Origin of the sequence: Amycolatopsis sp. NPDC048633 (genome assembly GCF_040650695.1) — a bacterium.
Classification (GTDB): Bacteria; Actinomycetota; Actinomycetes; order Mycobacteriales; family Pseudonocardiaceae; genus Amycolatopsis.
This window is the reverse complement of record NZ_JBEZHS010000008.1, coordinates 82,480-103,249: the sequence shown is the minus strand read 5'-3', so window position 1 is coordinate 103,249 and position 20,770 is coordinate 82,480. Positions and strand designations below refer to the sequence as shown.

Sequence of the window (20,770 nt, the reverse complement as noted above, 5' to 3'; positions counted from 1 at the left end):
CATGACAGCCACCTCCGAACGCAGCGTGCCCAAGCCGACGTTCACCGACGCCGAAGCGGGCGCCAAGGTCTTCCCGGACTCCGACGCCCGCCGGTACAACTACTTCACCCCGGCCAAGCGCAAGCAGAGCCACTACGAAGACGTCACCGTCGAGGTCCAGCCCGACCCGCGGCACTACCTGTCCCAGGGCTGGCTCTACGCCTTCGCCGACGGCAAGGGCGGCTACCCGCTGGACTGGACCGCGCTGAAGGCGTGGGGGTCCGACCGGCCGGTGCCCGAGCGCTTCCCCGGCTCCGGCGGCAAGGGCTACGACTGGCCGGCGCACGGCTGGCACGAGTTCCGCGACCCCAACGAGGAGTGGGAGCTCACCCTCTACCGGTACAACGCGAACGTCGTGCGCCAGCTCAACCAGAACATCGACGCGGCCCGCCAGGCCAAGGCGTTCGAGCAGTGGAACCCCAACTGGGTCGAGTTCGTCGCCAAGCACGTCGGTGCCTGGATGCACGTCGACCACGGCCTCGGCCTGTACCTGTACGCCAACGCCAACCGGCGCGCACCGACCAACATGCACAACAACGCGATCTCGGTGAACAGCATGCACCGGATCCGCGCGGCGCAGGACCTGGCGCTGTACAACCTGACACTGACCGAAGAGGTCGACGGCTTCGACGGCAGCGCGCACCTCTCGACCTGGGCCGAGGACCCGGCCTGGCAGGGCGTGCGGGAGACCGCCGAGCAGCTGACCGGGATCTGGGACTGGTGCGAGGCGATCTTCGCCGCGAACATCGTCTTCGAACCCCTCGTCGGCGAACTGTTCCGCAGCAACCTGGTGCAGCAGGCCGCGCCCGCGAACGGCGACTTCGTCACCCCGACGCTGATCGGTGCCGAGGAGTTCGACTTCTCCGAGCGCGACCTTCGCTACACGAAGGCGATGTTCCACCTGCTGATCAACGACAAGGAGTTCGCCGGGCACAACCAGGCGCTGCTGCAGAAGTGGCTCGAGGAGTGGGTGCCGAAGAGCATCGCCGCCGCCCGCGCCCTGCAGCCGCTGTGGTCGCAGCCCGACGCGAAGCCCATCCGGTTCGAGGACGGTCTCGACCGGGCGAAGAGCCGGTTCGCCGGAATCCTGTCCGAATTGGGTCTCAAAGCACCGGAGGAGCTGGGCCAGTGACTGTCTTCAAGACGTCGGAAAGTCCGTACAAGGTCAACAACACGGCCTCGAACATGTGCGGCTTCACCCTGATGAACAACCAGGTCGGCGCGATCATCGCGGAAGTCATGTCCGCCAAGGACAACGTGACCGTGACGCCGCTGCCGTCGATGATCCGCGTCGACGCGCAGGGCCGGACCGACCTGGTCTACGCCGAGGTCGACGAAGCCGCCGGCGAGGAAGAGGGCTGGTTCAACGCGGCCGAGTTCGAGGAGAGCATGTCCACCCACTACGGGCGGATGATCCACGAAGACGACCGCACGATCATGTTCGCCAACCCCGAGGACGCGGCCGAATACCTCGATTTCGACCTCAAGGTCATCAAGTAAACACAGCAAGGAAGCACTCGATCCGCTCAGGAAGGATCACCGATGTACGAAAAAGACGGCGAAAAGTACTTCGTGGTGGACGCCCACACCCACTTCTGGGACGCCAGCCCGGACAACTGGGTGAAGGGGCAGGAGGAGTACGCCAAGGGCTGGATCGAGTGCTTCCACGCCTACCAGGGCCTCGGCCCGAAGGAGACGCACTGGCCGATCGACCGGTTCCAGAAGTACTCCGAGGAACTGATGATGCACGACCTGTTCGAGGTCGGGCACGTCGACACGGCCATCTTCCAGCCGACGAACCTGCGGCAGTGGTACAAGAACGGGTTCAACACCACCGAGGCCGACGGCGCGCTGGCCGCGAAGCACCCCGGCAAGTTCCTCGTGAACACCACCTTCGACCCGCGTGAAGGCGACGAGGGCATGAAGGCGTTCGAGGAACGGGTCAAGAAGTACGGCTGCAAGGGCGTCAAGCTCTACACGGCCGAGTGGCGCGGCGACTCCCGCGGCTGGAGCCTCAAGGACCCGGAAGCGGCGAAGTACCTCGAGAAGTGTGAAGAACTGGGCATCAAGAACGTCCACATCCACAAGGGCCCGACGATCTGGCCGCTGGACAAGGACGCCTTCGACGTGTCCGATGTGGACCACGTGGCGACGAACTTCCAGGGCCTCAACTTCATCGTCGAGCACGTCGGCCTGCCGCGCATCGAGGACTTCTGCTTCATGGCCACCCAGGAGCGGAACGTCTACGCGGGTCTCGCCGTGGTCATCGGCGGCCTGATGCACGCCCGGCCGAAGTTCTTCGCGAAGGTCATGGGCGAGCTGATGTTCTGGATCGGCGAGGACAAGCTGATCTTCGGCGCGGACTACGCGATCTGGGAGCCCAAGTGGCAGATCGAGGGCTTCGTCGACTGGAACATGCCGGGTGACGACGAGCTGTCCGACTTCGCGCCGCTGACCGTCGACCAGAAGCGGAAGATCCTCGGTCTGAACGCCGCCCGGCTGTACGACATCGACGTGCCGGAGGAGCTGCGGATCAAGGACCCGGAGAACGTCGAGCCCGTCGGCGTGCCGAACTCATGACGGCACTGGACGAACGGGGTGTCCGGGCCGGCCACGCGGAAGTGTGGTCGGCCCTGGGCACCGTCCGGGATCCCGAACTGGACGAACCCCTCACCGACCTGGGTTTCGTGGCCCGCTGCGAGGTGAGCGCAGCGGGCCACGCCGTCATCCGGCTGCGGCTGCCGACCTACTTCTGCGCGCCCAACTTCGCGTTCCTGATGGTCGCGGACGCCTACGACGCCGTCGCCGGGGTGCCGGGCCTGACCGGGCTCGACATCCGGCTCGACGACCACTTCGCCTCCGACGTCATCAACCGCGGGGTGGCGGCGCGACAGGGCTTCGTCGCGTCGTTCGAAGGCGAGGCCGTCGACGAGCTCGACACGCTGCGCTACGACTTCGTGCGCAAGGCCGTGCTGGCCGGCACCGACCGCGTCTGCCGGACGCTGTCCGGGACCGGCCTCGACCCGGCGTCGCTGACGCTCGGCGAGGTCCCGCCCGGGCCGGATGTCGAGCGGCTGCGGGCGCGCCGTCGTGAGCTCGGCCTGCCCGCCGACGACGGCGACCCGTTGCTGCTCGACCCGGCCACCGGGCAAGCGGTGGCCCCGGCCGACGCGAAACGGCACCTGGCGTTCGCGCGGCTCACCCGCACCAGCATGGAGGCCAACTCGGGCGTGTGCCGCGGCATGTTGCGCGCGCGGTACTCGCTGACTTCGGATGAGGAGGGCACGGGATGAAGGCCGTGCGGCTGCAGGAGTACCACCAGCAACCGGTGATCGAAGAAGTGCCGGAGCCGCGCGCCACCGGGCCCTTCGACGTCGTGGTCAAGATCGGCGGCGCCGGCGTGTGCCGCACCGACCTGCACATCATCGAAGAGCAGTGGGCCGAGAAGTCCGGCGTCGCGCTGCCTTACACGATCGGGCACGAGAACGCGGGCTGGGTGCACGAAGTCGGTCCCGCGGTGTCCAATGTGGAGGTCGGCGACACGGTCATCCTGCACCCGACGCCGACGTGCGGGCTGTGCCACGCCTGCCGCGCGGGCGACGACATGCACTGCCCGAACGGGAGCTTCCCGGGCATCGACAGCGACGGCGGGATGGCCGAGTACCTGCTGACGTCGGCGCGGGCGTGCATCAAGCTCGACCCGGCGACCCAGCCCAGTGATGTCGCCGCGCTGGCCGACGCGGGCATCACCGCCTACCACGCGGTGCGCAAGGCCGTCCCGCTGCTGTACCCGGGCACCACCTGCGTCGTCAACGGCGCCGGCGGCCTCGGGCACATCGGCATCCAGTCGCTGAAGGCGCTGACCGCGACCCGCGTGATCGTGGTCGACCGCAACGCCGACGCGCTGAAACTGGCGGCCGACCTGGGCGCCGACGAGACGGTACTGGGCGACGGCAAGCAGGTCGACGCCGTGCTCGACCTGACCGGCGGCAACGGTGCGGAGGTCGTGCTCGACTTCGTCGCCGAGCAGGGTGCCCAGCAGGACGCGTTCGCGATGACCCGGCGCGCCGGGTCGCACTTCGTCATCGGCTACGGCAGCAACATCGACATCCCGACCATCGACATCATCTCGACCGAGCGCAGCGTCATCGGCAACCTGGTCGGCACGTACAACGACCTGGCGGAGCTGATGGTGCTCGCCCAGGCCGGCAAGGTCACCCTCCACACGAAGAAGTACCCGCTGGACGCGGCTCTCGACGCACTGGCCGACCTCGATGCCGGGCGCGTGCGCGGTCGGGCCATCCTCACCCCCTAGGAGCAGGAACATGGCGAAGGAACTGCGGTTCGGCTCGGACGCCCGCGACCTGCTGCTGGCGGGCGTCGACAAGCTGGCCGAAGCGGTCAAGTCCACCCTCGGCCCCAAGGGCCGCAACGTGATCATCGAGAAGATCACCGGTTCGCCGGTGGTCACCAACGACGGCGTCACCATCGCCCGCGAGATCCACCTGAAGAACCAGTTCGAGAACATGGGCGCGCAGCTGGTCAAGGAAGCGGCGATCAAGACCAACGACGTCGTCGGCGACGGCACCACCACCGCGACCGTGCTCGCCCAGGCGATCGTCCACGAAGGCATGCGGGCGATCTCGGGCGGCGGCAACCCGGTGCTCGTCAAGCGCGGCATCGACCACGCCGTCGGGCTGCTGGTGGCGCACCTGGAGAAGCAGGCGCACCCGGTGGTGTCCGAACAGGACTACGCGCGGGTCGCGGCGATCTCCGCCAACGACGACGACACGGTCGGCGCCGTCATCGCGAAGGCCTTGCACACCGTCGGCGACGGCGGGGTCGTGACGGTCGAGGAGTCGCCCACGATCGGGATGAGCGTCGACTTCGTCGAGGGCTTCGAGTTCGACAACGGCTACCTCTCGCCGTACCTGGTCACCGACCCGGGCCGGCTGGAAGCGGTGCTCGACGACCCGTACATCCTGATGTCGGCGGAGAAGATCACCAAGGTGCAGCAGCTGATGCCGTTGCTGGACAAGGTGATGCGGGCCCCGCGGCCCCTGGTGGTGATCGCGGAATCGATCGAGGGCACGGCGCTGTCCATGCTGGTGCACAACCACGTGAACGGCACGTTCCAGTCGGTCGCCGTGCGCGCACCCGGGTTCGGCGACCGGCGGCTGGCCAAGCTGGAGGACCTCGCCGCGATCATCGGCGGCTCGGTGCTCTCGCGGACGTCCGGCTTCAGCATGGAGACGATGACGCTGGAGCACCTCGGCCGGGCCAAGCAGGTCCGGGTCACCGAGAACAACACGACCATCGTCGGCGGCGCCGGGACGTCCGACGCCGTCGAGTTCCGGGTCGGGCAGCTGCGGGCGGAGCTGGAGCGCGCGCAGTTCGGCGTCGACGAGGACGTGCTGACCGAACGGATCGGCGCCCTGACCGGCAAGGTCGCGGTGGTGCGCGTCGGCGCGGCCACCCCGGCCGAGCTGAAAGAGCTGCAGCACCGGGTCGAGGACGCCCTGTCGGCGACCCGTGCGGCGATGGCCGAAGGCATCGTGGCCGGCGGGGGAGCGGCGCTCCTGCACGCCGAGAAGGCCCTGGAAGGCCTGGGGCTGGAAGGAGACCAGGCGATCGGCGTCGAGATCGTGCGGCGAGCGCTGGCGGAACCGGCGTTCCTCATCGCGCACAACGCGGGCCACCCGGCGCACGAGATCGTCGCCCGGACCCGGGAGCTCGGCGACGACGAGGGCTTCGACGCGCTGCACGACCGCTACGGCGACATGGTGGCGATGGGCGTCGTCGACCCGCTGCGGGTGTGCCGCTCGGCGGTGCAGAACGGGGCGTCGGTGGCGGGTCTGCTGCTGACGACGAACTCGCTGATCGCCGAGGAGCAGACCCCGTGGGGCGGCAGCGCGGCCCTGATGACCGAGTTCGGCCCCCTGGACGAGGGCCTGCACCAGCCCTCGCCCGACGCGAGCACGCCGCAGTCCCTCGGGATGGGCCCCTCCGTCGGCTGAGCCTTCGTTCGCTCTCGCCCACGGAGATCGGAGGTCCCCTCACCGGCGTCCTGAGCGCCGGTGGGGGGACCTTCCCGCGCTGCGCGGGCCCGGCGTCGATGCCAGGGTGGTGATCATGACGCACTACGCTCTCGCGCAGACGCTGGCGACGGTCGGGGAGTTCGAAGCAAAGGGCTTCCTGGGCACGGTGGGCAAGATCGCCGCGGCAACAGTGATCTTCTTCATCGCGATCGGTCTGGTGGTGGGGCTGCTGCTGGGGTTCTTCGTCGGCCGCTCGGTGGGCCGGCGCCAGGGCCCGCGCTGACCGCATCGGGACCGGGTCAGCTCACCAGGCCGTGGCTCGCCAGTTCCCGGCCGGCCAGCTTCTCGATGATGTCGCGGTCCCGTTCCCGCCACCCGGTCGCGACCTTGCCGTCGGACGCCAGGCGCCGCAGTGGCTGGGTCGCCAGGGCCCGGAGCGCCAGCAGGTCCAGGCCCTCGTCGCCGAGGGCGCGCAACCGCGCTGCCGCCGACGCCCGGCGGGTGAACTTCCAGCGCAGCGGCAACCACGTCACCACCAGGGCCAGCACCGGCAGCGCGATGATGATCGCCGCCATCCACCACGCCAGGTTCTCCACCGCCTCGATCTGCCACCGGCCGGAGTCCACGAGCTTGGTCCCGACGTCCGACCCGCCGTGGAGCGCCTTCGCCAGCCCGTCGCCGATGAGCGGGATGCCGCCCGCGGAGTCGGCGGCGCTGTCGAACGTCCCGCGCAACCCTGTGCCCGCGTCGACGAGCCCGTCGCCGGGCGCCCGCAGTTTCATCACCTGGTCGTACACCGACGTCCCCAGCCAGACCGCGAGGATCACGAGCAGCAGGGCGAGCAGGTCGCTGACGAGCTGGGCGGTACGGCGGATCGGCCGTTCGGCGTAGAACTGCATCGGGACGCCTTTCGCGGTGGGGGAGCGCGGGCGACGGCAACTTACCCGCGCTCCCCACCGGCGAACCGTGGCTAGCTCCGGACGACCTCCGCGAGCCCGGTCAGCTCGGCCGGCAACGGTCCTTCGTGCAGCACGCCGAGCCGCTGCGTCGCCCGGGTGAGCGCGACGTAGAGGTCCGCCGCGCTGTCCGCGAGGATCGCCTCCGGCTCCACCACCAGGACGGCGTCGTACTCCAGGCCCTTCGTCTCCGACGCCGGCACCGCGCCCGGCACGCCCGGCGGCCCGATCACCACGCTGGTGCCTTCCCGCCCGGCCTCCTCGCGGACGAACTCCTCGATCGCCGCCGCCCGATCGTCGGCGGTGACCTGCCGGGACCACGGCGGGACACCGCACGCGCGCACCGACTCGGGCGGCTTGACGTCCGGCGCGAACCCGGCCAGGACCGCGGCCGCCACGGCCATGATCTCCGCCGGCGTGCGGTAGTTGACCGTCAGCGACCGGTAGACCCAGCGGTCGTCGACGTAGGGCGCCAGCATCGGGCCCCACGCCCGTGCCCCGGCCTCCGCGCGGCGTTGGGCGAGGTCGCCCACCACCGTGAACGACCGGCCCGGGCAGCGCCGCATCAGCACCCGCCAGTCCATTTCGGACAGTTCCTGGGCCTCGTCGACGACGACGTGCCGGTAGGTCCAGTCGCGGTCCGCCGACGCGCGTTCGACCAGCGTGCGCGTGTCGTGCTCGACGAACCGGTCCGCCAGGTCCTCGGCGTAGAGCAGGTTCTCGGCCGAGAGCATGACGTCCTCGTCCATCTCCTCCCGGTCCAGCTTCATCGACTGGAAGACGCCTTCGGCGTAGTCGGCCTCGGCCTTCCGCTCCCGCGCGGCCGCTTTCTCCGCGGCCTTCTCGGCCGTCTTGTCGCGGCCCAGCAGGTCGACCAGCTCGTCGAGCAACGGGACGTCGGACACCGTCCAGGCAGCACCCCGGGCCCGGTACAGCACCGAATCCGCCGGGGCGGACGAGTAGAGCGAAGACAGCAAACCCTCGGGCGTCAGGATCGGCCAGAGCGCGTCGAGCGCGGCGGTGAACGTCTCGTCCCCGGCGAGGTCCTCGAGCAGGCCCTTCCGCATGCTCTCCCACTCGTCGCGGTCGTCCCGGCTCAGCCAGCCCTTGCCGATCCGGCCGATCGCCCGTTCGGTGAGCACGTACGTGACGATGTCGGTGAACACGGCGCGGGCTTCGTTGTGCGGCAGCCCGCTGTCGCGCGCCTCCTGCCGGGCCCACTCCGCGGTCTCGGCGTCGATCCGGACGGTGACGTCCTTCAGCTCGACCGGCACCGGCTCGGCCGGCAGCCGCTGCCGGTCGGCGACCGCCGCCTTCAGCACGTCGAGGATCTTCAGCGACCCCTTGAGCCGCGCGGCTTCCGGGGCGTCCTCGGCGGTGACGTGCAGGCCGGGCACGAGGTCGCCGGTGGTCGTGAACACGACGTCGGTCTCGCCCAGCGACGGCAGGACGCGCCCGATGTGGTTCAGGAACGCCGGGTTCGGCCCGACGACCAGCGCGCCGTGGCGTTCCATCCGCTCCCGCTGGGTGTAGAGCAGGTACGCGACGCGGTGCAGCGCCACGACCGTCTTCCCGGTGCCCGGCCCGCCCTCGATGACCAGCACGCCGGGGTGGTCGAGCCGGATGATCTCGTCCTGCTCGGCCTGGATCGTCGCGACGATGTCGCGCATCCCCTCACCGCGCGGCGCGTTGACGGCCGCGAGCAGCGCCGCGTCCCCCTGCGCGTCCCCGCCGGGACGGCCGAGGTCCTCGTCGGTGAACCCGAGCACGTGCCGCCCGCGCGTGTGGAACTGGCGGCGCCGGTGCATGTCCTCCGGATTGGCGCCGGTGGCGGTGTAGAACGGGCGGGCCGCCGGCGCGCGCCAGTCGAGCAGCACCGGCCGGTAGTCGTCGTCCTCTTCGAACAGGCCGATGCGCCCGATGTAGGACTGCTCGCCCGAGACGGCGTCCAGCCGCCCGAAGCAGAGCCCGTTGTCGACGACGTCCAGCCGCTTCACCTGCCGGCCGAGCGAGCGCACGGCGACGTCCCGTTCCATGGCGCCGGCGCCCTTGCCGCCGAGCGCCGCCTCGTATTCGCCCTTCACCCGCGCGCGCTCGGCGTCGAGCCGCGTGTACAGCCCGGTGACGTGGTCGCGTTCGGACCGCAGTTCTTCTTCGTACCCCTGAGACAAGATTCCCTCTTCGTTTTCCGACGACAGCGTTTCAGGCGGTGGGCGCGCCGAACCACTTCCGCAGCGCACCGGACAGGTCCGTGCCGTCCTCCCCGGCCCAGACGACGTGCCCGTCCGGGCGCAGCAGCACCGCGGGCACGTCCAGCTCCTCACTGACGTCGACGACGTGGTCGACCCGGTCTTCCCAGCCCGCCGCCGAAAGCGAGCCGGTCTGGTCGAGCAGCAGGCCGCGGCCCGCGTGCAGCAGCCCGTAGAGGTGCCCCTGCTTCAGCTCGACGTCCCGCAGCCGCCGGCCCAGCAGGGCGTGGCCCTCGCCGAAGTCGTAGCGGATCCCGATCGCGATGATCTTCTCGGTGAGGTAGCGGTTCACCTCGTCGAAGTCCATCAAGTCCGCGAGCAGCCGGCGCGCCGCCTGCGGGCCCGGCTCGAGCAGCATCAGCTCCATCTGCGCGCGGGTGTTGTTCAGCACCTCCTCGGCCACCGGGTGCCGCTCGGCCTCGTAGCTGTCGAGCAGCCCGTCCGGCGCCCAGCCGGTGACCGCGGCGGCCAGCTTCCAGCCCAGGTTGAACGCGTCCTGGACGCCGAGGTTGAGCCCCTGCCCGCCGACCGGCGGGTGGACGTGCGCCGCGTCGCCGGCGAGGAACACCCGGCCCACGCGGTAGTGCTCGGCCTGCCGGGTGGCGTCCCCGAACCGGGAAAGCCACCGCGGCGAGTGCACGCCGTAATCGGTCCCGGCCGTCTTCCTGAGCTGCTCCTTGAGCTCGTCCAGCGTCGGCGGGGTGCGCCGGTCCTCGGCGACCCCTTCGGCGGGCACGCCGACGCGGTAGGTGCCGCCTTCCACGGCCATGAAGCCGAATCGCTTCTGGGTCTTGCGGACCTCGATGTTCGCGGCGTCGATCTCCTCCCGCGAGACGGTCACCTCCACCTCGCCCAGCAGCGTCTCGATCCGGCTGGGCTCACCGGGGAAGCCGACGCCGAGCAGTTTGCGCACCGTGCTGCGCCCGCCGTCACAGCCGACGAGGTAGCGCGCACGCAGCCGCTCGCCATCGGCCAGTTCGACCGTGACGCCTTCGTCGTCCTGCTCCAGCCCGGTCACCTCGCGGCCGCGCCGGATCTCGGCGCCGGCCTCGACCGCGTGCTCGGTCAGGAGCCGGTCGATGACGGGCTGGTGGATGCCGAGCGTGTAGCCGTGCGCGGTGTCCAGCCGCTCCGGCGACGGCTTCGGAATTCCCGCGAAGAAACCCCCGACCGGGTACTTCGTGCCGAGCTCCAGGAACCGCTCCAGCAGCCCCCGCTGGTCCATCACTTCGATGCTGCGCGCGTGCAGGCCGAGCGCGCGGACGACCTTCGTCGGCTCCGCGTCCCGTTCCAGCACGAGCACGTCCACGCCGTGCAGCCGGAGTTCGGCCGCCAGCATCACGCCGGTCGGCCCGCCGCCGGCGATGATCACGTCAGTCAAGAAGACCCCCTTGAAATCCCCGCGTTTCCGCAGGTTGTGGCTACGGCCGAGAATTGTGCGGTACAACGGGGGTCTTGCCGCAAGCCCAGGGGTGCGCTATACATTAATTACGGAGGGGAGTGGTCATTCCTCCCGCCGCTTCCGGGACGTCTTCCCAGCTCCAGCTCATCCGCATGGTGCCAGACTCGCGTTGCGCCGTCGATCTATGACAGCCGTCATAGTGTGGTTCGCGTCCCACCGTGCTCTCATGGGGCTATGACAGCTGTCATGGAAATCCGGGAGCTGGGCGACCGTCCGGCCGACCGGGAGTGCGTGGCCGCGCTGGTCGCGGCCTGCTCGCCGGACAGTCTCCGGCGGCGCTTCATGATGGGCGGCCCGGCCGAACCGGCCGAGGTCTTCCGGCGGTACGGCCGGTTCCTGCTCGCCGGATCGCCCGCCCTGCTGGCCACCCGCGGCGGGGTTCCGGTGGGGCTGCTCAACTTCGTCGCGGAGACCCCGGGGGAGGCCGAGCTCGGGATCCTCGTCGCCGATCCGTGGCAGCGGCAGGGGGTCGGGAGCGCGCTGGCCCGGTGGCTCTGGGCTTCGGGGAAGTTCCCGGGCTGGACGGTGCGCGGCACCGTGTGGGCGGGCAACGCCGGCGCGGAGGCATTGCTGCTGCGTCAGGGGTTCCGGCCGGTACCCACCTACGAACGCGGCGAGCGTGACTTCGCGCTGGTCGTCCCGGACTGGGCTACCATGACGGACGTCATGAAGGAGGCGGTCGATGACCCGGACACCACGCGAGCGGATGGTGCTCAGCGCCGCGCAGCTGGTGCGGATCCAGGGTGTCGCGGCGACCGGCATGCGGGACGTGGTCGCGCACGCCGAAGCGCCGCGGGGGTCCCTGCAGCACTACTTCCCGGGCGGTAAGGACCAGCTGATCGCCGAAGCCGTCACGTGGGCGGGGGACTACGTCGCCCGGCGCGTCTCGCGCGTCGCGGCGAAGATCGAGGACCCGACCCCGGGCAAGCTCTTCGAAGCCATGGTCGCCCACTGGCGCGACGAGTTCACGGCGCAGGGCTACGACGCGGGCTGCCCGCTGGTCGCGACGGTCGCCGACACGGCGGCGACCAGCGACGACCTGCGCGAAGCGGTCGGCAAGGCGTTCGACGGCTGGCAGCGCCCGGTGGCGGCGGCGCTTGCGGAGCTGGGCGTGCCCGGCGCCCGCAGCGAGTCGCTGGCCGTGCTGATGCTCAGCGCCTTGGAGGGCGCGATCGTCCTGGCCCGGGCGCACCAGGACGTCGCACCCCTGGACACGGTGGTCGCGGAGCTGCGGCCGCTGCTCGACGGCGCCGTGTCCGCACGTCGCGAATGACTCATTCGGGACCTCCGGCGCCGCGAATGAGTCATTCGCGGCATCCCGGTGCCGGGTCCACTGTGTCCACTGTGGACTAGAGGTCGCGGAAGAACTCCCGGATGTCCCGGACCAGCTCCTCCGGTGCCTGCAGTGACGCGAAGTGCCCGCCGGTGTCGTACTCCGTCCAGCGCGTGATCGTGTTGGACAGCGCGGCCAGGCCGCGGATCGCGTGGTCGCCGCGGAAGTTCGCCACCGCCGTCGGCACGCCGGAGGGTGCCGGGCGCTCGCCCCAGCCGTCCTGGCCCGCCTCGAGGTAGAGGCGCGCCGCCGAGCCCGCCGTGCCGGTGAGCCAGAAGATCGTCACGTTCGTCAGGATCGCGTCGCGGTCCACTGGCGTCTGGTTCGTCGCCGTCGGGTCCCAGTCCACGAACCACTCCAGGTTCCACGCCAGCTGGCCGGCGGGGGAGTCGTTGAGGGCGTAGGCGAGCGTCTGCGGTCGCGTGGCCATCTGCGTGGCGTAGCCGGAATGGCCGTACCACCACGCTTCGTTCTCCTTCGCCCGCTCCCGGTCCTCTTCGGACAGTCGCTCGAGGTCGCCGGGCGCGGTCGGCACCCCGGCGTTGGCGACGGCGTTGACGTGCACGCCGAGCACCGACTCCGGCGCCGTCCGGCCCAGTTCGGGCGAGACGATGCTGCCGAAGTCGCCGCCCTGGGCGCCGTAGCGTTCGTAGCCGAGCCGTCGCATCAGCTCGGCCCACGCCCGGGCCGTCCGGCGTGTGTTCCAGCCGCGTTCGGTCGTCGGCCCGGAGAAGGCGAAGCCGGGCACCGACGGCGCGACGACGTGGAACGCGTCCGCCGGGTCGCCGCCGTGGGCGCGCGGGTCGGTGAGCGGCCCGAGGATGTCGAGGAAGTCGGCGACCGTGCTCGGCCAGCCGTGGGTCAGGATCAGCGGCGTCGCGTCCGGCTCGGGGGAGCGGACGTGCAGGAAGTGGACGCGCTGGCCGTCGATCGTGGTCGTGAACTGCGGGAACGCGTTGAGCCGGGCCTCCTGCGCGCGCCAGTCGAAGTCGCTGCGCCAGTACTCGACGAGGTCGGTGAGGTAGGGCTCGCTGACGCCGTACGCCCAGCCGGCGCCGGGCAGCTCGCCCGGCCAGCGGGTGCGGGCGAGCCGGTGGTGCAGCTCGTCGAGGCCGGCCTGCGGGACGTCGATGCGGAAGGGATCCATGGGCTCACCCTCCTGCGTGTGTAGGACAGTTTCGGTCCTACACGTCTGGCAGGCTTCGGGGATGCGGGAAACCCCTGGCCGGCTGCTCCGGCTGCTGTCGCTGCTGCAGAGCCACCGGGACTGGTCGGGCACGGAGCTGGCCTCGCGGTTGAACGTGACCACGCGGACCGTGCGGCGGGACGTCGACCGCCTGCGCGAGCTGGGCTACCCGGTGCACGCGGTGATGGGCCCGGTCGGCGGCTACCGCCTCGGCGCCGGCGCCGAACTGCCACCGCTGCTGCTGGACGACGACGAAGCCGTCGCGGTGACGGTCGCCCTGCACACGTCCGGCTCGGAAGAGGCGTCGCAGCGGGCCTTGAGCAAGCTTTCGCGAGTGCTGCCTTCGCGGCTGCGGCACCGCGTCGCCGCGTTGGAAGCGAGCATGCTGGCGCTCCCGGTGCGCGGCCCGGTGGTGGACCCGGCGGTGCTGACGGCGGTGTCGGCGGCCATCCGCGCGGCCGAAACCCTGCGCTTCGACTACGTGCGCCACGACGGCGGCTCGTCGCGCCGATCGGTCGAGCCCCACCGGCTCGTGTCGTGGGGGCGCCGCTGGTACCTGGTCGGCTGGGACACCGGCCGCGACGACTGGCGCACGTTCCGCGTGGACCGCCTGACGCCGCGCATCCCGAACGGCCCGCGGTTCACCCACCGCGACCCGCCGGACGGCGACCTCACGGCGTACCTGACCCGGAGGATGGGCCGCGAGATGTGGCCGTTGCGCGCGGTGCTGAAGCTCCACGCGCCGGCGTCCGAGCTGGCCGGCCGGGTCGAGGGCGAAGTGACTCCGATCGACGCGCGGACGTGCCGGCTCGAGCTGGCGTCCGATTCGTACGACCTCGTGGCGTTCGTGGTGGGGATGCTGGACGTGCCGTTCGAAGTGGAGTCACCACCGGAACTGGCCGAACGGCTCCGGGTGCTCGCCGCGAGGTACGCCGCCGCGACCTAGGTGTGCGTGCCGCCGTCGATGCGGATTTCGGTGCCGGTGATGAACTTGCCGTCGTCCGAGGCCAGCATCGCCACCACGCCCGCCACCGTCTCGGGGCCGGCCACCGGGTTGCCGACCTCCGTCGTGTGGTCCGTCGGGAGGATCGGCAACAGCCGGCCGAACAGCGAGAAGTCGATGTCCTGGGGCAGCCAGCTCGCCGCCGAGTCCGTGATACCGCTCTTCACGCTGCCCGGCGCGATGCTCACCGCGCGCAGGCCCTGCTTGCTGTACTCCAGCGCCAGCGAGTGCGTGAACGCCTGGATGCCGCCCTTGCTCGCGCAGTACGCCGCCATGTACGGGTGGGCGAACGACGCCGACGTCGAGCTGAAGTTGACCACCACGCCGTGGTCGCTCTCCAGCAGGGCCGGCAGGGCCGCCCGCGTCACCAGGAACGTGCCGGTCAGGTTCACCGCCAGCACCCGGTTCCACAGCTCCAGCGACGTCTCGTGCGTGTGCGACGCCAGCAGGATTCCCGCCGCGTTGACCAGCACGTCGAGACCGCCGAAGATCTTCACGGCCGACGCCACCCCCGAAGCCACCGACGCCTCGTCGGCCACGTCCATGACGTAGGTCGTCAGGCCGCCGAGGCGCGTGGCCTTCTGCGTCTCGATGAGGCCCTCTTCGGAGACGTCGGTGCCGATGACCTGCGCCCCCTCCTCCATCAGGCGGAGCGTGGTGGCCCGGCCGATGCCGGAGCCGGCACCGGTGACCAGGATTCGGCGATCGCGCAGGCGTTCCATGGCGATCACCGTAGCCAAGAAATCAGAGCGCGGGCACCCGCTCGTCGGCGGGCGGCGGGCCCGGCGGGGTGCCGTCGCCGAACGGGCGGCCGCCGAGCTGCTCGCGGCCGTGCGGGGTGACCCAGTTCGCCACGTCCGGCCCCAGCGGCACGATCCCGCTCGGGTTCACGTTCTTGTGCACCACGTAGTAGTGCTCCTTGATCTGCGGGAAGTCGATCGTGTCGCCGAACCCGGGCGTCTGGAACAGGTCCCGCGTGTAGGCCCACAGCACCGGCAGCTCGGTGAGCTTCTGCCGGTTGCACTTGAAGTGGCCGTGGTAGACCGCGTCGAAGCGGACGAGCGTGGTGAACAGCCGGACGTCGGCCTCGGTGATCGTGTCGCCGACCAGGTAACGCTGGTCCGCGAGCCGCTCGGACAGCCAGTCCAGACGGGTGAACAGCTTGGTGTACGAGTGCTCGTACGCCTCCTGGGAGCGGGCGAACCCGCATTGGTAGACCGCGTTGTTGACGTCGGTGAACACCTTCTGCGCGACGTCGTCGATTTCGTCGCGCAGCTTGTCGGGATACAGCTCGGGCGCGCCTTCGCGGTGGTAAGCGGTCCACTCGGTGGACATGTCCAGCGTCATCTGCGCGAAGTCGTTGGTGACGACCTCGCCGCTCGGGACGTCGACGAACGCCGGCACCGTGATACCGCGCGGGTACTCCGGGTCGCGCTTGAAGAACGCCTCCTGCAGCCGCTCGATGCCGAGCACCGGGTCACGCCCGTCCGGATCGAGGTCGAAGCTCCAGCTCCGCTCGTCGTGCACCGGCCCGGCGATGCCCATGGAGAGCACCGGCTCGAGGCCCAGCAGGCGCCGCACGATCACCGCGCGGTTGGCCCACGGGCAGGCGCGCGCGACGACCAGCCGGTAGCGGCCGGGCTCGACGGGCCAGCCGTCGCGGCCGTCGGCGGTGATGCGGTCCGGGAGGTAGTTCAGGTCCCGCTGGTACTCGCCCTTGTCGGTCATCGCGTCCTCAGCAGTCGTCAGCAGTCGTCGGTCGGGGGAGTGGCTTCCATGGCCGCGGCCAGCCGGGCCAGCACCGGCCCGGCGGTGCGGATGTCGTCGGCGCCCAGGTGGGCGAACACCGAAGCCCGCACCCGGGCGAGGTGGCTCGGGAAGGCCGCCTCCAGTTTGGCCAGTCCGGCCGCGGTCAGCACGGCGTTGGACGCGCGGCCGTCTTCGGCGCACCGGCGCTTCTCGACGAGCCCGCGGCGCGTGAGGTCGTCGACCACCCGGCTGATCCGGCTGAGCGACAACGCGGTCGTCGACGCCAGTGCGGAGATGCGGAGCAGGTGGTCCGGCGCCTCCGACAGCGCGACGAGCACGCCGTAGTCGCTGACCGTGAGCCCGGTCTCGGGGAGGAACTGGTCCTCGAGGGAGCGGGGCAGCACCGTGGTGATGCGGATCAGCGACCGCCAGAAGGCGGCTTCCTCCTCGTCCAGCGCGGCCTGTTCACCCATACCGGCAGTCTATCGAAAGCTTGCTTGCGCAACCAGTCAAAATGAGTACAGTGTTGTTGAGCCCTCAATCACTGGGGGGCGCCACCACGAGGAGAGAAGAAGAGATGACCAGCGCGACCACCTACCCCCAGCTGACCGGCGAGTACACCCTGGACGCCGCCCACTCGCGGATCGGGTTCGTCGCCCGGCACGCCATGGTGACCAAGGTGCGCGGCAGCTTCAACGACTTCACCGGCACCGCGACCATCGACGGCGACGCGCCGGAGAAGTCGTCCGCCCAGGTGACCATCCAGGCGCACAGCATCGACACCCGCAACGCGGACCGCGACGGGCACCTGAAGAGCAACGACTTCCTGTCGATGGACGAGTACCCGCAGATCACCTTCACCACCACCGAGATCAAGCAGGCCGGCGAGACCTCCTTCGAGGTCACCGGTGACCTGACGATCAAGGACGTCACCCGCTCGGTGACCATCCCGTTCGAGTTCGAGGGCTCCGCCAAGGACCCGTTCGGCAACGACCGGATCGGCTTCGAGGGCTCCACCACGATCAGCCGCAAGGACTACGGCATCACCTGGAACGCCGCGCTGGAGACCGGTGGCGTGCTGGTGAGCGACAAGGTCACCCTCGAGTTCGAGATCTCCGCGATCAAGAACGCCTGACTTCGCCGAGCGGGAACCGGGTCAGCCCCGGTTCCCGCTCGCCCGCAGGTTCGCGATCCCGACGTCGAGCGCCGCTTCGAGGTGGTCGATGCGGCCGGTCGACAGCATCACCACGACGCCGCCCTGGATGCCCGCCAGCAGGGCGGCGGCGGTGCGCCCGGGGTCCACTTCCGCGTCGACTTCGCCGGCGTCCTTCAGGTGGCGGATTCCCGCCTCGATCTCGTCCTGCCAGCGCCGCAGCATCTCGGTCACCACGGCCTGTGCGCCCGGTGTCGCGCGGCCCAGCTGGGAGATCAGCACGTTGAGCGGGCAGTGCTGCCCTCTGCCTTCGTAGTGCGAGACGACCGTGTCGCGCCAGCGCTTCCACGCCGCCCACGACGTCAGCCGGCCCAGCTGTGGCTGCTGGACCGCCAGGACCTGGGCGGCTTCGTGCTGCGCCACCGCCAGCAGGAGCTCTTCCTTGCCCTCCGGGAAGTAGTGGAACAGCTGGCTCTTGCTGGTGCCCGTCCGCGCCCGGACGTCGTCGAGCGTCGTGACGGCGACCCCGCGCTCGCGGATCTCCGCCGCGGCGCCGTCGATGATCCGCTGCCGCGTCGCGGCGCCTTTCGAGGTCAGCTTTGGACTCACGGGTCCACTTTAAACCAGTGTCGCGAAACCGGGGCGGGACGAGACAATCCCGGCATGTCCACCGTCACCCCGTTCGCGGTCCTGGCGCTGATCGGCGCCGTGTCCGGTGCGGTCACCGCGTGGCTGCTCCTGCGCCGGGACCGGCCCGCGCAGGTGCTCACTCCGTCGGCGCCGCCGGAACCGATGGAGCCCGAGGTCACGGCGCAGCTGCTGGCCGACGACCAGGCGGCCCGGGTCGCCGAGCTGGCGCACCTCGCCGAGTTGGCCGACGCCGATCCGGCGCGGCGCCAGGACTTCGTCGACCGGCTCCTCGGTGAGCTGGGCTACGGGGGTCGCGAGACCGGGGCCGAGCTCTGGCCGGTGCTGCTGCGGCACCTGCGTCGCGGGTCGCCGCGGTTCTGGCCCGGGATGGACCTGCACCCGGAATCGAGGGTGCTGCACGGCGTCGACCTGCGGGGCTGCGAAGTCCGCAACGCGATCTTCCACGACGTGCACTTCCGCGGCGATGTCCGCTTCGACGGCACGGTCTTCACCGGCCTGGTGAGCTTCGAGGGATCGCGCTTCGCCCGGCACGCGCACTTCGGCGACGCGCGGTTCGAGACGGGCGCCGACTTCGGGAACACCACCTTCACCGGGACGGCGGGGTTCGCCGGAGCGAGCTCGGCGGGGGAGACGTGGTTCGACGAGGCCCGGCTCTCGGCCCGCTCCGAGTTCGGCGGGTCCCGGTTCGCCGACACGTCGTTCGCGAACGCGGGCTTCGCGGGCCGGACGTCGTTCCGCGACGCCCGCTTCGCCGACGCCTTCTTCGGCGGCGCGCGGTTCAGCGGGCACGCCGACTTCACCGGGACCGCGGCCGAGCGGTTCCGCTTTCCCGGGGCGCGGGCCCGCACGGACGCCCGCGTGGTCCGGACCTGGCCGGAGGGCTGGGCACTGGGGCCGTCGCGGCCGCTCAAGCCGGGTGTCTGGGCGGAGCTTCGGGAGTCCCGGACTGCGTAGGCCGGATCGGGACCTCCGCGCCGTCGCGCAGGAAGACCGGGATCCGCCCGGCCGGGGCCGGTGCCTCGACCCAGGTTCCGCCTTCGTGGCGGGAGCCGGTCACCGCGTCCGTCCACTCGGCACCCGCGGGCAGGTAAACCCGCCTCGACGTCAGCCCCGGCGAGAGCACGGGCGCGACCAGCACGTCCGGTCCGAGCAGGAACTCGTCGTCGACGTCCCAGGAAGCGGCGTCCCCGGGGAAGTCGACGAACAGCGGCCGCATCGGGGGAACGCCCTGCTCGTGCGCCACCCGCATCTGGGCCATCAGGTACGGCCGCAGCCGCTCCCGCAGCCGCAGCGACTCCGAAATCGCGGAGTACGCGGGAGCGCCGTAGGACCAGACCTCGTTGGGCCCGCCGGTCATCTCCGGTCCGAACGCCGGCCGCGGGTCGCGGAAGCCGTGCAGGCGGAACAGCGGGCAGAACACCCCGTACTGGAACCACCGCACCATCAGCTCGCGATATTCGGGCGACGACGGGTCACCGCCGTGGAAGCCGCCGATGTCCGTGGTCCACCAGGGGATCCCGGCCAGCGCCACGTTCAGCCCGGCCCGGACCTGCACCCGCAGCGACGCCCACGTCGCCGGGACGTCGCCGGACCACAGCGCGGCCCCGAACCGCTGGCTGCCCGCCCACGCCGAGCGGCTGAGCAGCACCACCTCGTCGTCGCCTTCGCCGCGGACGCCGTCGTGGAACGCCTGCGCGTTCGCCTGGGGGTAGAGGTTGAACACTTCGGAGCCCGGGCCGGCGTGGAAGCCGAGGTTGTGCGGGTGGCCGGGCTGGATCTCGGGCTCGTCGCCGTCCAGCCACCACGCGCGCACGCCGAGGTCGTAGTAGTTCTCCTTGACCTTGCTCCAGACGAACCGCCGCGCCGCCGGGTTCGTCGCGTCGTAGAACGCCACCGGCATCTCGGTGCCGAACCCCTTGTCCTTCCACGGCGCGTGCGCCGGGACCCCACTCTCGGCGGCGACCAGCATCCCCTGCTCGTGCAGCTCGCGGTAGTTCTCCGACAGCGGGCTCACCGACGGCCACACCGACACCATCAGCTTGACGCCCAGCTCGTCGAGCTCCCGCACCAGCCCGGCCGGGTCGGGCCACTCGGCCGGGTCGAACTTCCAGTCGCCGAGATGCGTCCAGTGGAAGAAGTCCGCCACGATCACCGACAGCGGCAACCCGCGCGCGTGGTACTCGCGCGCCACGGACAGCAGCTCCTCCTGGGTGCGGTAACGCAGCTTCGACTGCCAGAACCCGGCCGCCCAGTCCGGCAGCATCGGCGCGTAGCCGGTCGCGTCGGCGTAGTGGCCGAGGATCTCCCGCGGGCCGTCGCCGGTGGTGACCCAGTAGTCGAGCTGGCGGGCGTCGTCGGCGACCCAGCGGGTGCCGTTGGCGGCCAGCTCAACCCGGCCGACCGCCGGGTTGTTCCACAGGAACCCGTAGCCGCGGCTGGACAGCAGGAACGGCACCGACACCTCGGCGTTGCGCTGCACCAGGTCCAGCACGAGGCCCTTCTGGTCGAGCCGGCCGTGCGTGTGCTGGCCGAGGCCGTAGAGGCGCTCGTCGTCGTAGGCGGTGAACCGCTGTTCGAGGCGGCCGTACCCGTTGCGCGACGGCATGAACAGCCGCGCTCCGGGCCACCAGAAGTGCGCGCGCTGCTCGGACAGCAGCTCCTCGCCGGTGTCCGTCCGGACGAACCGCAGCTGCGCGTCGATCCCGGTGTCGGTGTCGGCGATCTCGACGATCGCGGTGAGCGCGCCGTTGACCACCCGCCCGCTGCGTCCGTCCACCGAGGCGGTGGCCGACGACGGCTTCGCGGGCAGCAGCGCGCCGGGGACGTCGTCGAGGATGCGGTGCCGGCCGGCGCGCACCCGCAGGCTGCCGTCGCCCCACGGTTCGACGCGCAGGACCTCGTGCCGCACGGTGACTTCGAGCGAGCGGCCGTCTTCGGACGTGATCACGAGG

21 protein-coding genes are annotated in these 20,770 nt (G+C 70.8%); 12 read left to right on the top strand and 9 right to left on the bottom strand.

Translation table 11 applies throughout. From position 1 onward, the window contains the following. Position 1 precedes the first annotated feature (1 nt). The 7 genes from AB0C38_RS17380 to AB0C38_RS17350 all read left to right on the top strand — a co-directional run bounded on the left by AB0C38_RS17380 (position 2) and on the right by AB0C38_RS17350 (position 6,360). Complete coding sequence (locus AB0C38_RS17380) at positions 2 to 1,171, top strand: toluene hydroxylase (RefSeq protein ID WP_360673667.1); 1,170 nt, start codon at positions 2 to 4, stop codon at positions 1,169 to 1,171. Further along, positions 1,168 to 1,539: a propane 2-monooxygenase effector subunit MimD gene (gene mimD / locus AB0C38_RS17375; RefSeq protein ID WP_360673664.1), complete on the top strand. Its 372-nt coding sequence runs from the start codon at positions 1,168 to 1,170 to the stop codon at positions 1,537 to 1,539. The genes AB0C38_RS17380 and mimD overlap by 4 nt, the downstream gene beginning before the upstream one ends. A 42-nt stretch (positions 1,540 to 1,581) precedes the next feature. Further along, positions 1,582 to 2,619 (top strand): amidohydrolase family protein, encoded by a 1,038-nt coding sequence (locus AB0C38_RS17370; RefSeq protein ID WP_360673661.1) that lies wholly within the window; start codon positions 1,582 to 1,584, stop codon positions 2,617 to 2,619. Next, on the top strand, positions 2,616 to 3,332 hold the full coding sequence (locus AB0C38_RS17365; RefSeq protein WP_360673658.1) for an iron-sulfur cluster assembly protein: 717 nt from the start codon (positions 2,616 to 2,618) through the stop codon (positions 3,330 to 3,332). Before AB0C38_RS17370 ends, AB0C38_RS17365 begins: the two co-directional genes overlap by 4 nt. After that, entirely contained in the window at positions 3,329 to 4,354 is a 1,026-nt protein-coding gene (locus tag AB0C38_RS17360; RefSeq protein WP_360673655.1) for an NAD(P)-dependent alcohol dehydrogenase, read from the top strand. The genes AB0C38_RS17365 and AB0C38_RS17360 overlap by 4 nt, the downstream gene beginning before the upstream one ends. A 10-nt stretch (positions 4,355 to 4,364) precedes the next feature. Next, positions 4,365 to 6,056 (top strand): chaperonin GroEL, encoded by a 1,692-nt coding sequence (groL, locus tag AB0C38_RS17355; RefSeq protein ID WP_360673652.1) that lies wholly within the window; start codon positions 4,365 to 4,367, stop codon positions 6,054 to 6,056. A 115-nt stretch (positions 6,057 to 6,171) separates the two neighbouring features. After that, positions 6,172 to 6,360, top strand: coding sequence for a hypothetical protein (locus AB0C38_RS17350; RefSeq protein ID WP_360673649.1), 189 nt, complete (start codon positions 6,172 to 6,174; stop codon positions 6,358 to 6,360). Positions 6,361 to 6,376: 16 nt separating this feature from the next. On the opposite strand, the gene AB0C38_RS17345 is transcribed toward AB0C38_RS17350, so the two are convergent. From AB0C38_RS17345 to rox, 3 genes are all read right to left on the bottom strand, one after another. Next, on the bottom strand, positions 6,377 to 6,976 hold the full coding sequence (locus AB0C38_RS17345) for a hypothetical protein (protein ID WP_360673646.1): 600 nt from the start codon (positions 6,974 to 6,976) through the stop codon (positions 6,377 to 6,379). 71 nt (positions 6,977 to 7,047) lie between these two features. After that, entirely contained in the window at positions 7,048 to 9,207 is a 2,160-nt protein-coding gene (gene helR, locus AB0C38_RS17340) for an RNA polymerase recycling motor ATPase HelR (RefSeq protein WP_360674151.1), read from the bottom strand. A gap of 28 nt (positions 9,208 to 9,235) precedes the next feature. Further along, a complete protein-coding gene (gene rox / locus AB0C38_RS17335; protein ID WP_360673643.1) occupies positions 9,236 to 10,663 on the bottom strand; it encodes a rifampin monooxygenase in 1,428 nt (475 codons plus the stop codon). Between the two features lie 255 nt (positions 10,664 to 10,918). On the opposite strand from rox, the gene AB0C38_RS17330 reads away from it, so the two are divergent. Together AB0C38_RS17330 and AB0C38_RS17325 are read left to right on the top strand one after the other, a co-directional pair. Then, complete coding sequence (locus tag AB0C38_RS17330; RefSeq protein WP_360673640.1) at positions 10,919 to 11,572, top strand: GNAT family N-acetyltransferase; 654 nt, start codon at positions 10,919 to 10,921, stop codon at positions 11,570 to 11,572. Then, positions 11,514 to 12,017, top strand: a complete 504-nt coding sequence (locus AB0C38_RS17325) for a TetR family transcriptional regulator C-terminal domain-containing protein (RefSeq protein ID WP_360674148.1) — start codon at positions 11,514 to 11,516, stop codon at positions 12,015 to 12,017. Before AB0C38_RS17330 ends, AB0C38_RS17325 begins: the two co-directional genes overlap by 59 nt. A gap of 76 nt (positions 12,018 to 12,093) precedes the next feature. On the opposite strand, the gene AB0C38_RS17320 is transcribed toward AB0C38_RS17325, so the two are convergent. Then, the gene (locus AB0C38_RS17320) at positions 12,094 to 13,224 is read right to left on the bottom strand and encodes an epoxide hydrolase family protein (protein ID WP_360673637.1); all 1,131 of its coding nucleotides are present in this window, start codon (positions 13,222 to 13,224) and stop codon (positions 12,094 to 12,096) included. 61 nt (positions 13,225 to 13,285) lie between these two features. Here AB0C38_RS17320 and AB0C38_RS17315 point away from each other — a divergent pair, with 61 nt between their 5' ends. Beyond that, complete coding sequence (locus tag AB0C38_RS17315; RefSeq protein WP_360673634.1) at positions 13,286 to 14,209, top strand: WYL domain-containing protein; 924 nt, start codon at positions 13,286 to 13,288, stop codon at positions 14,207 to 14,209. Here AB0C38_RS17315 and AB0C38_RS17310 read toward each other — a convergent pair. From AB0C38_RS17310 to AB0C38_RS17300, 3 genes are read right to left on the bottom strand one after another with little or no spacing between them, the layout of a single operon-like run. Continuing rightward, positions 14,206 to 14,988, bottom strand: a complete 783-nt coding sequence (locus AB0C38_RS17310) for an SDR family oxidoreductase (RefSeq protein ID WP_360673631.1) — start codon at positions 14,986 to 14,988, stop codon at positions 14,206 to 14,208. The genes AB0C38_RS17315 and AB0C38_RS17310 overlap by 4 nt on opposite strands. 22 nt (positions 14,989 to 15,010) lie before the next feature. Next, entirely contained in the window at positions 15,011 to 15,994 is a 984-nt protein-coding gene (locus tag AB0C38_RS17305; protein WP_360673629.1) for a glutathione S-transferase C-terminal domain-containing protein, read from the bottom strand. A gap of 17 nt (positions 15,995 to 16,011) precedes the next feature. Then, positions 16,012 to 16,488 carry a MarR family winged helix-turn-helix transcriptional regulator gene (locus AB0C38_RS17300; RefSeq protein ID WP_360673626.1) on the bottom strand — a complete coding sequence of 159 codons (477 nt, stop codon included), beginning with the start codon at positions 16,486 to 16,488 and terminating at the stop codon, positions 16,012 to 16,014. A gap of 104 nt (positions 16,489 to 16,592) precedes the next feature. Here AB0C38_RS17300 and AB0C38_RS17295 point away from each other — a divergent pair, with 104 nt between their 5' ends. Beyond that, positions 16,593 to 17,150, top strand: coding sequence for a YceI family protein (locus AB0C38_RS17295; protein ID WP_360673623.1), 558 nt, complete (start codon positions 16,593 to 16,595; stop codon positions 17,148 to 17,150). A gap of 21 nt (positions 17,151 to 17,171) precedes the next feature. Here the strand turns inward: AB0C38_RS17295 and AB0C38_RS17290 are convergent, their stop codons facing one another. Further along, positions 17,172 to 17,777: a TetR/AcrR family transcriptional regulator gene (locus AB0C38_RS17290; RefSeq protein ID WP_360673620.1), complete on the bottom strand. Its 606-nt coding sequence runs from the start codon at positions 17,775 to 17,777 to the stop codon at positions 17,172 to 17,174. A gap of 54 nt (positions 17,778 to 17,831) precedes the next feature. Between AB0C38_RS17290 and AB0C38_RS17285 the strand changes: the two genes are divergently transcribed. After that, complete coding sequence (locus AB0C38_RS17285) at positions 17,832 to 18,773, top strand: pentapeptide repeat-containing protein (RefSeq protein WP_360673617.1); 942 nt, start codon at positions 17,832 to 17,834, stop codon at positions 18,771 to 18,773. On the opposite strand, the gene AB0C38_RS17280 is transcribed toward AB0C38_RS17285, so the two are convergent. Continuing rightward, positions 18,727 to 20,766 (bottom strand): glycoside hydrolase family 31 protein, encoded by a 2,040-nt coding sequence (locus tag AB0C38_RS17280; RefSeq protein ID WP_360673614.1) that lies wholly within the window; start codon positions 20,764 to 20,766, stop codon positions 18,727 to 18,729. The two genes, AB0C38_RS17285 and AB0C38_RS17280, sit on opposite strands and share 47 nt — an antisense overlap. Between the last annotated feature and the right edge of the window lie 4 nt (positions 20,767 to 20,770).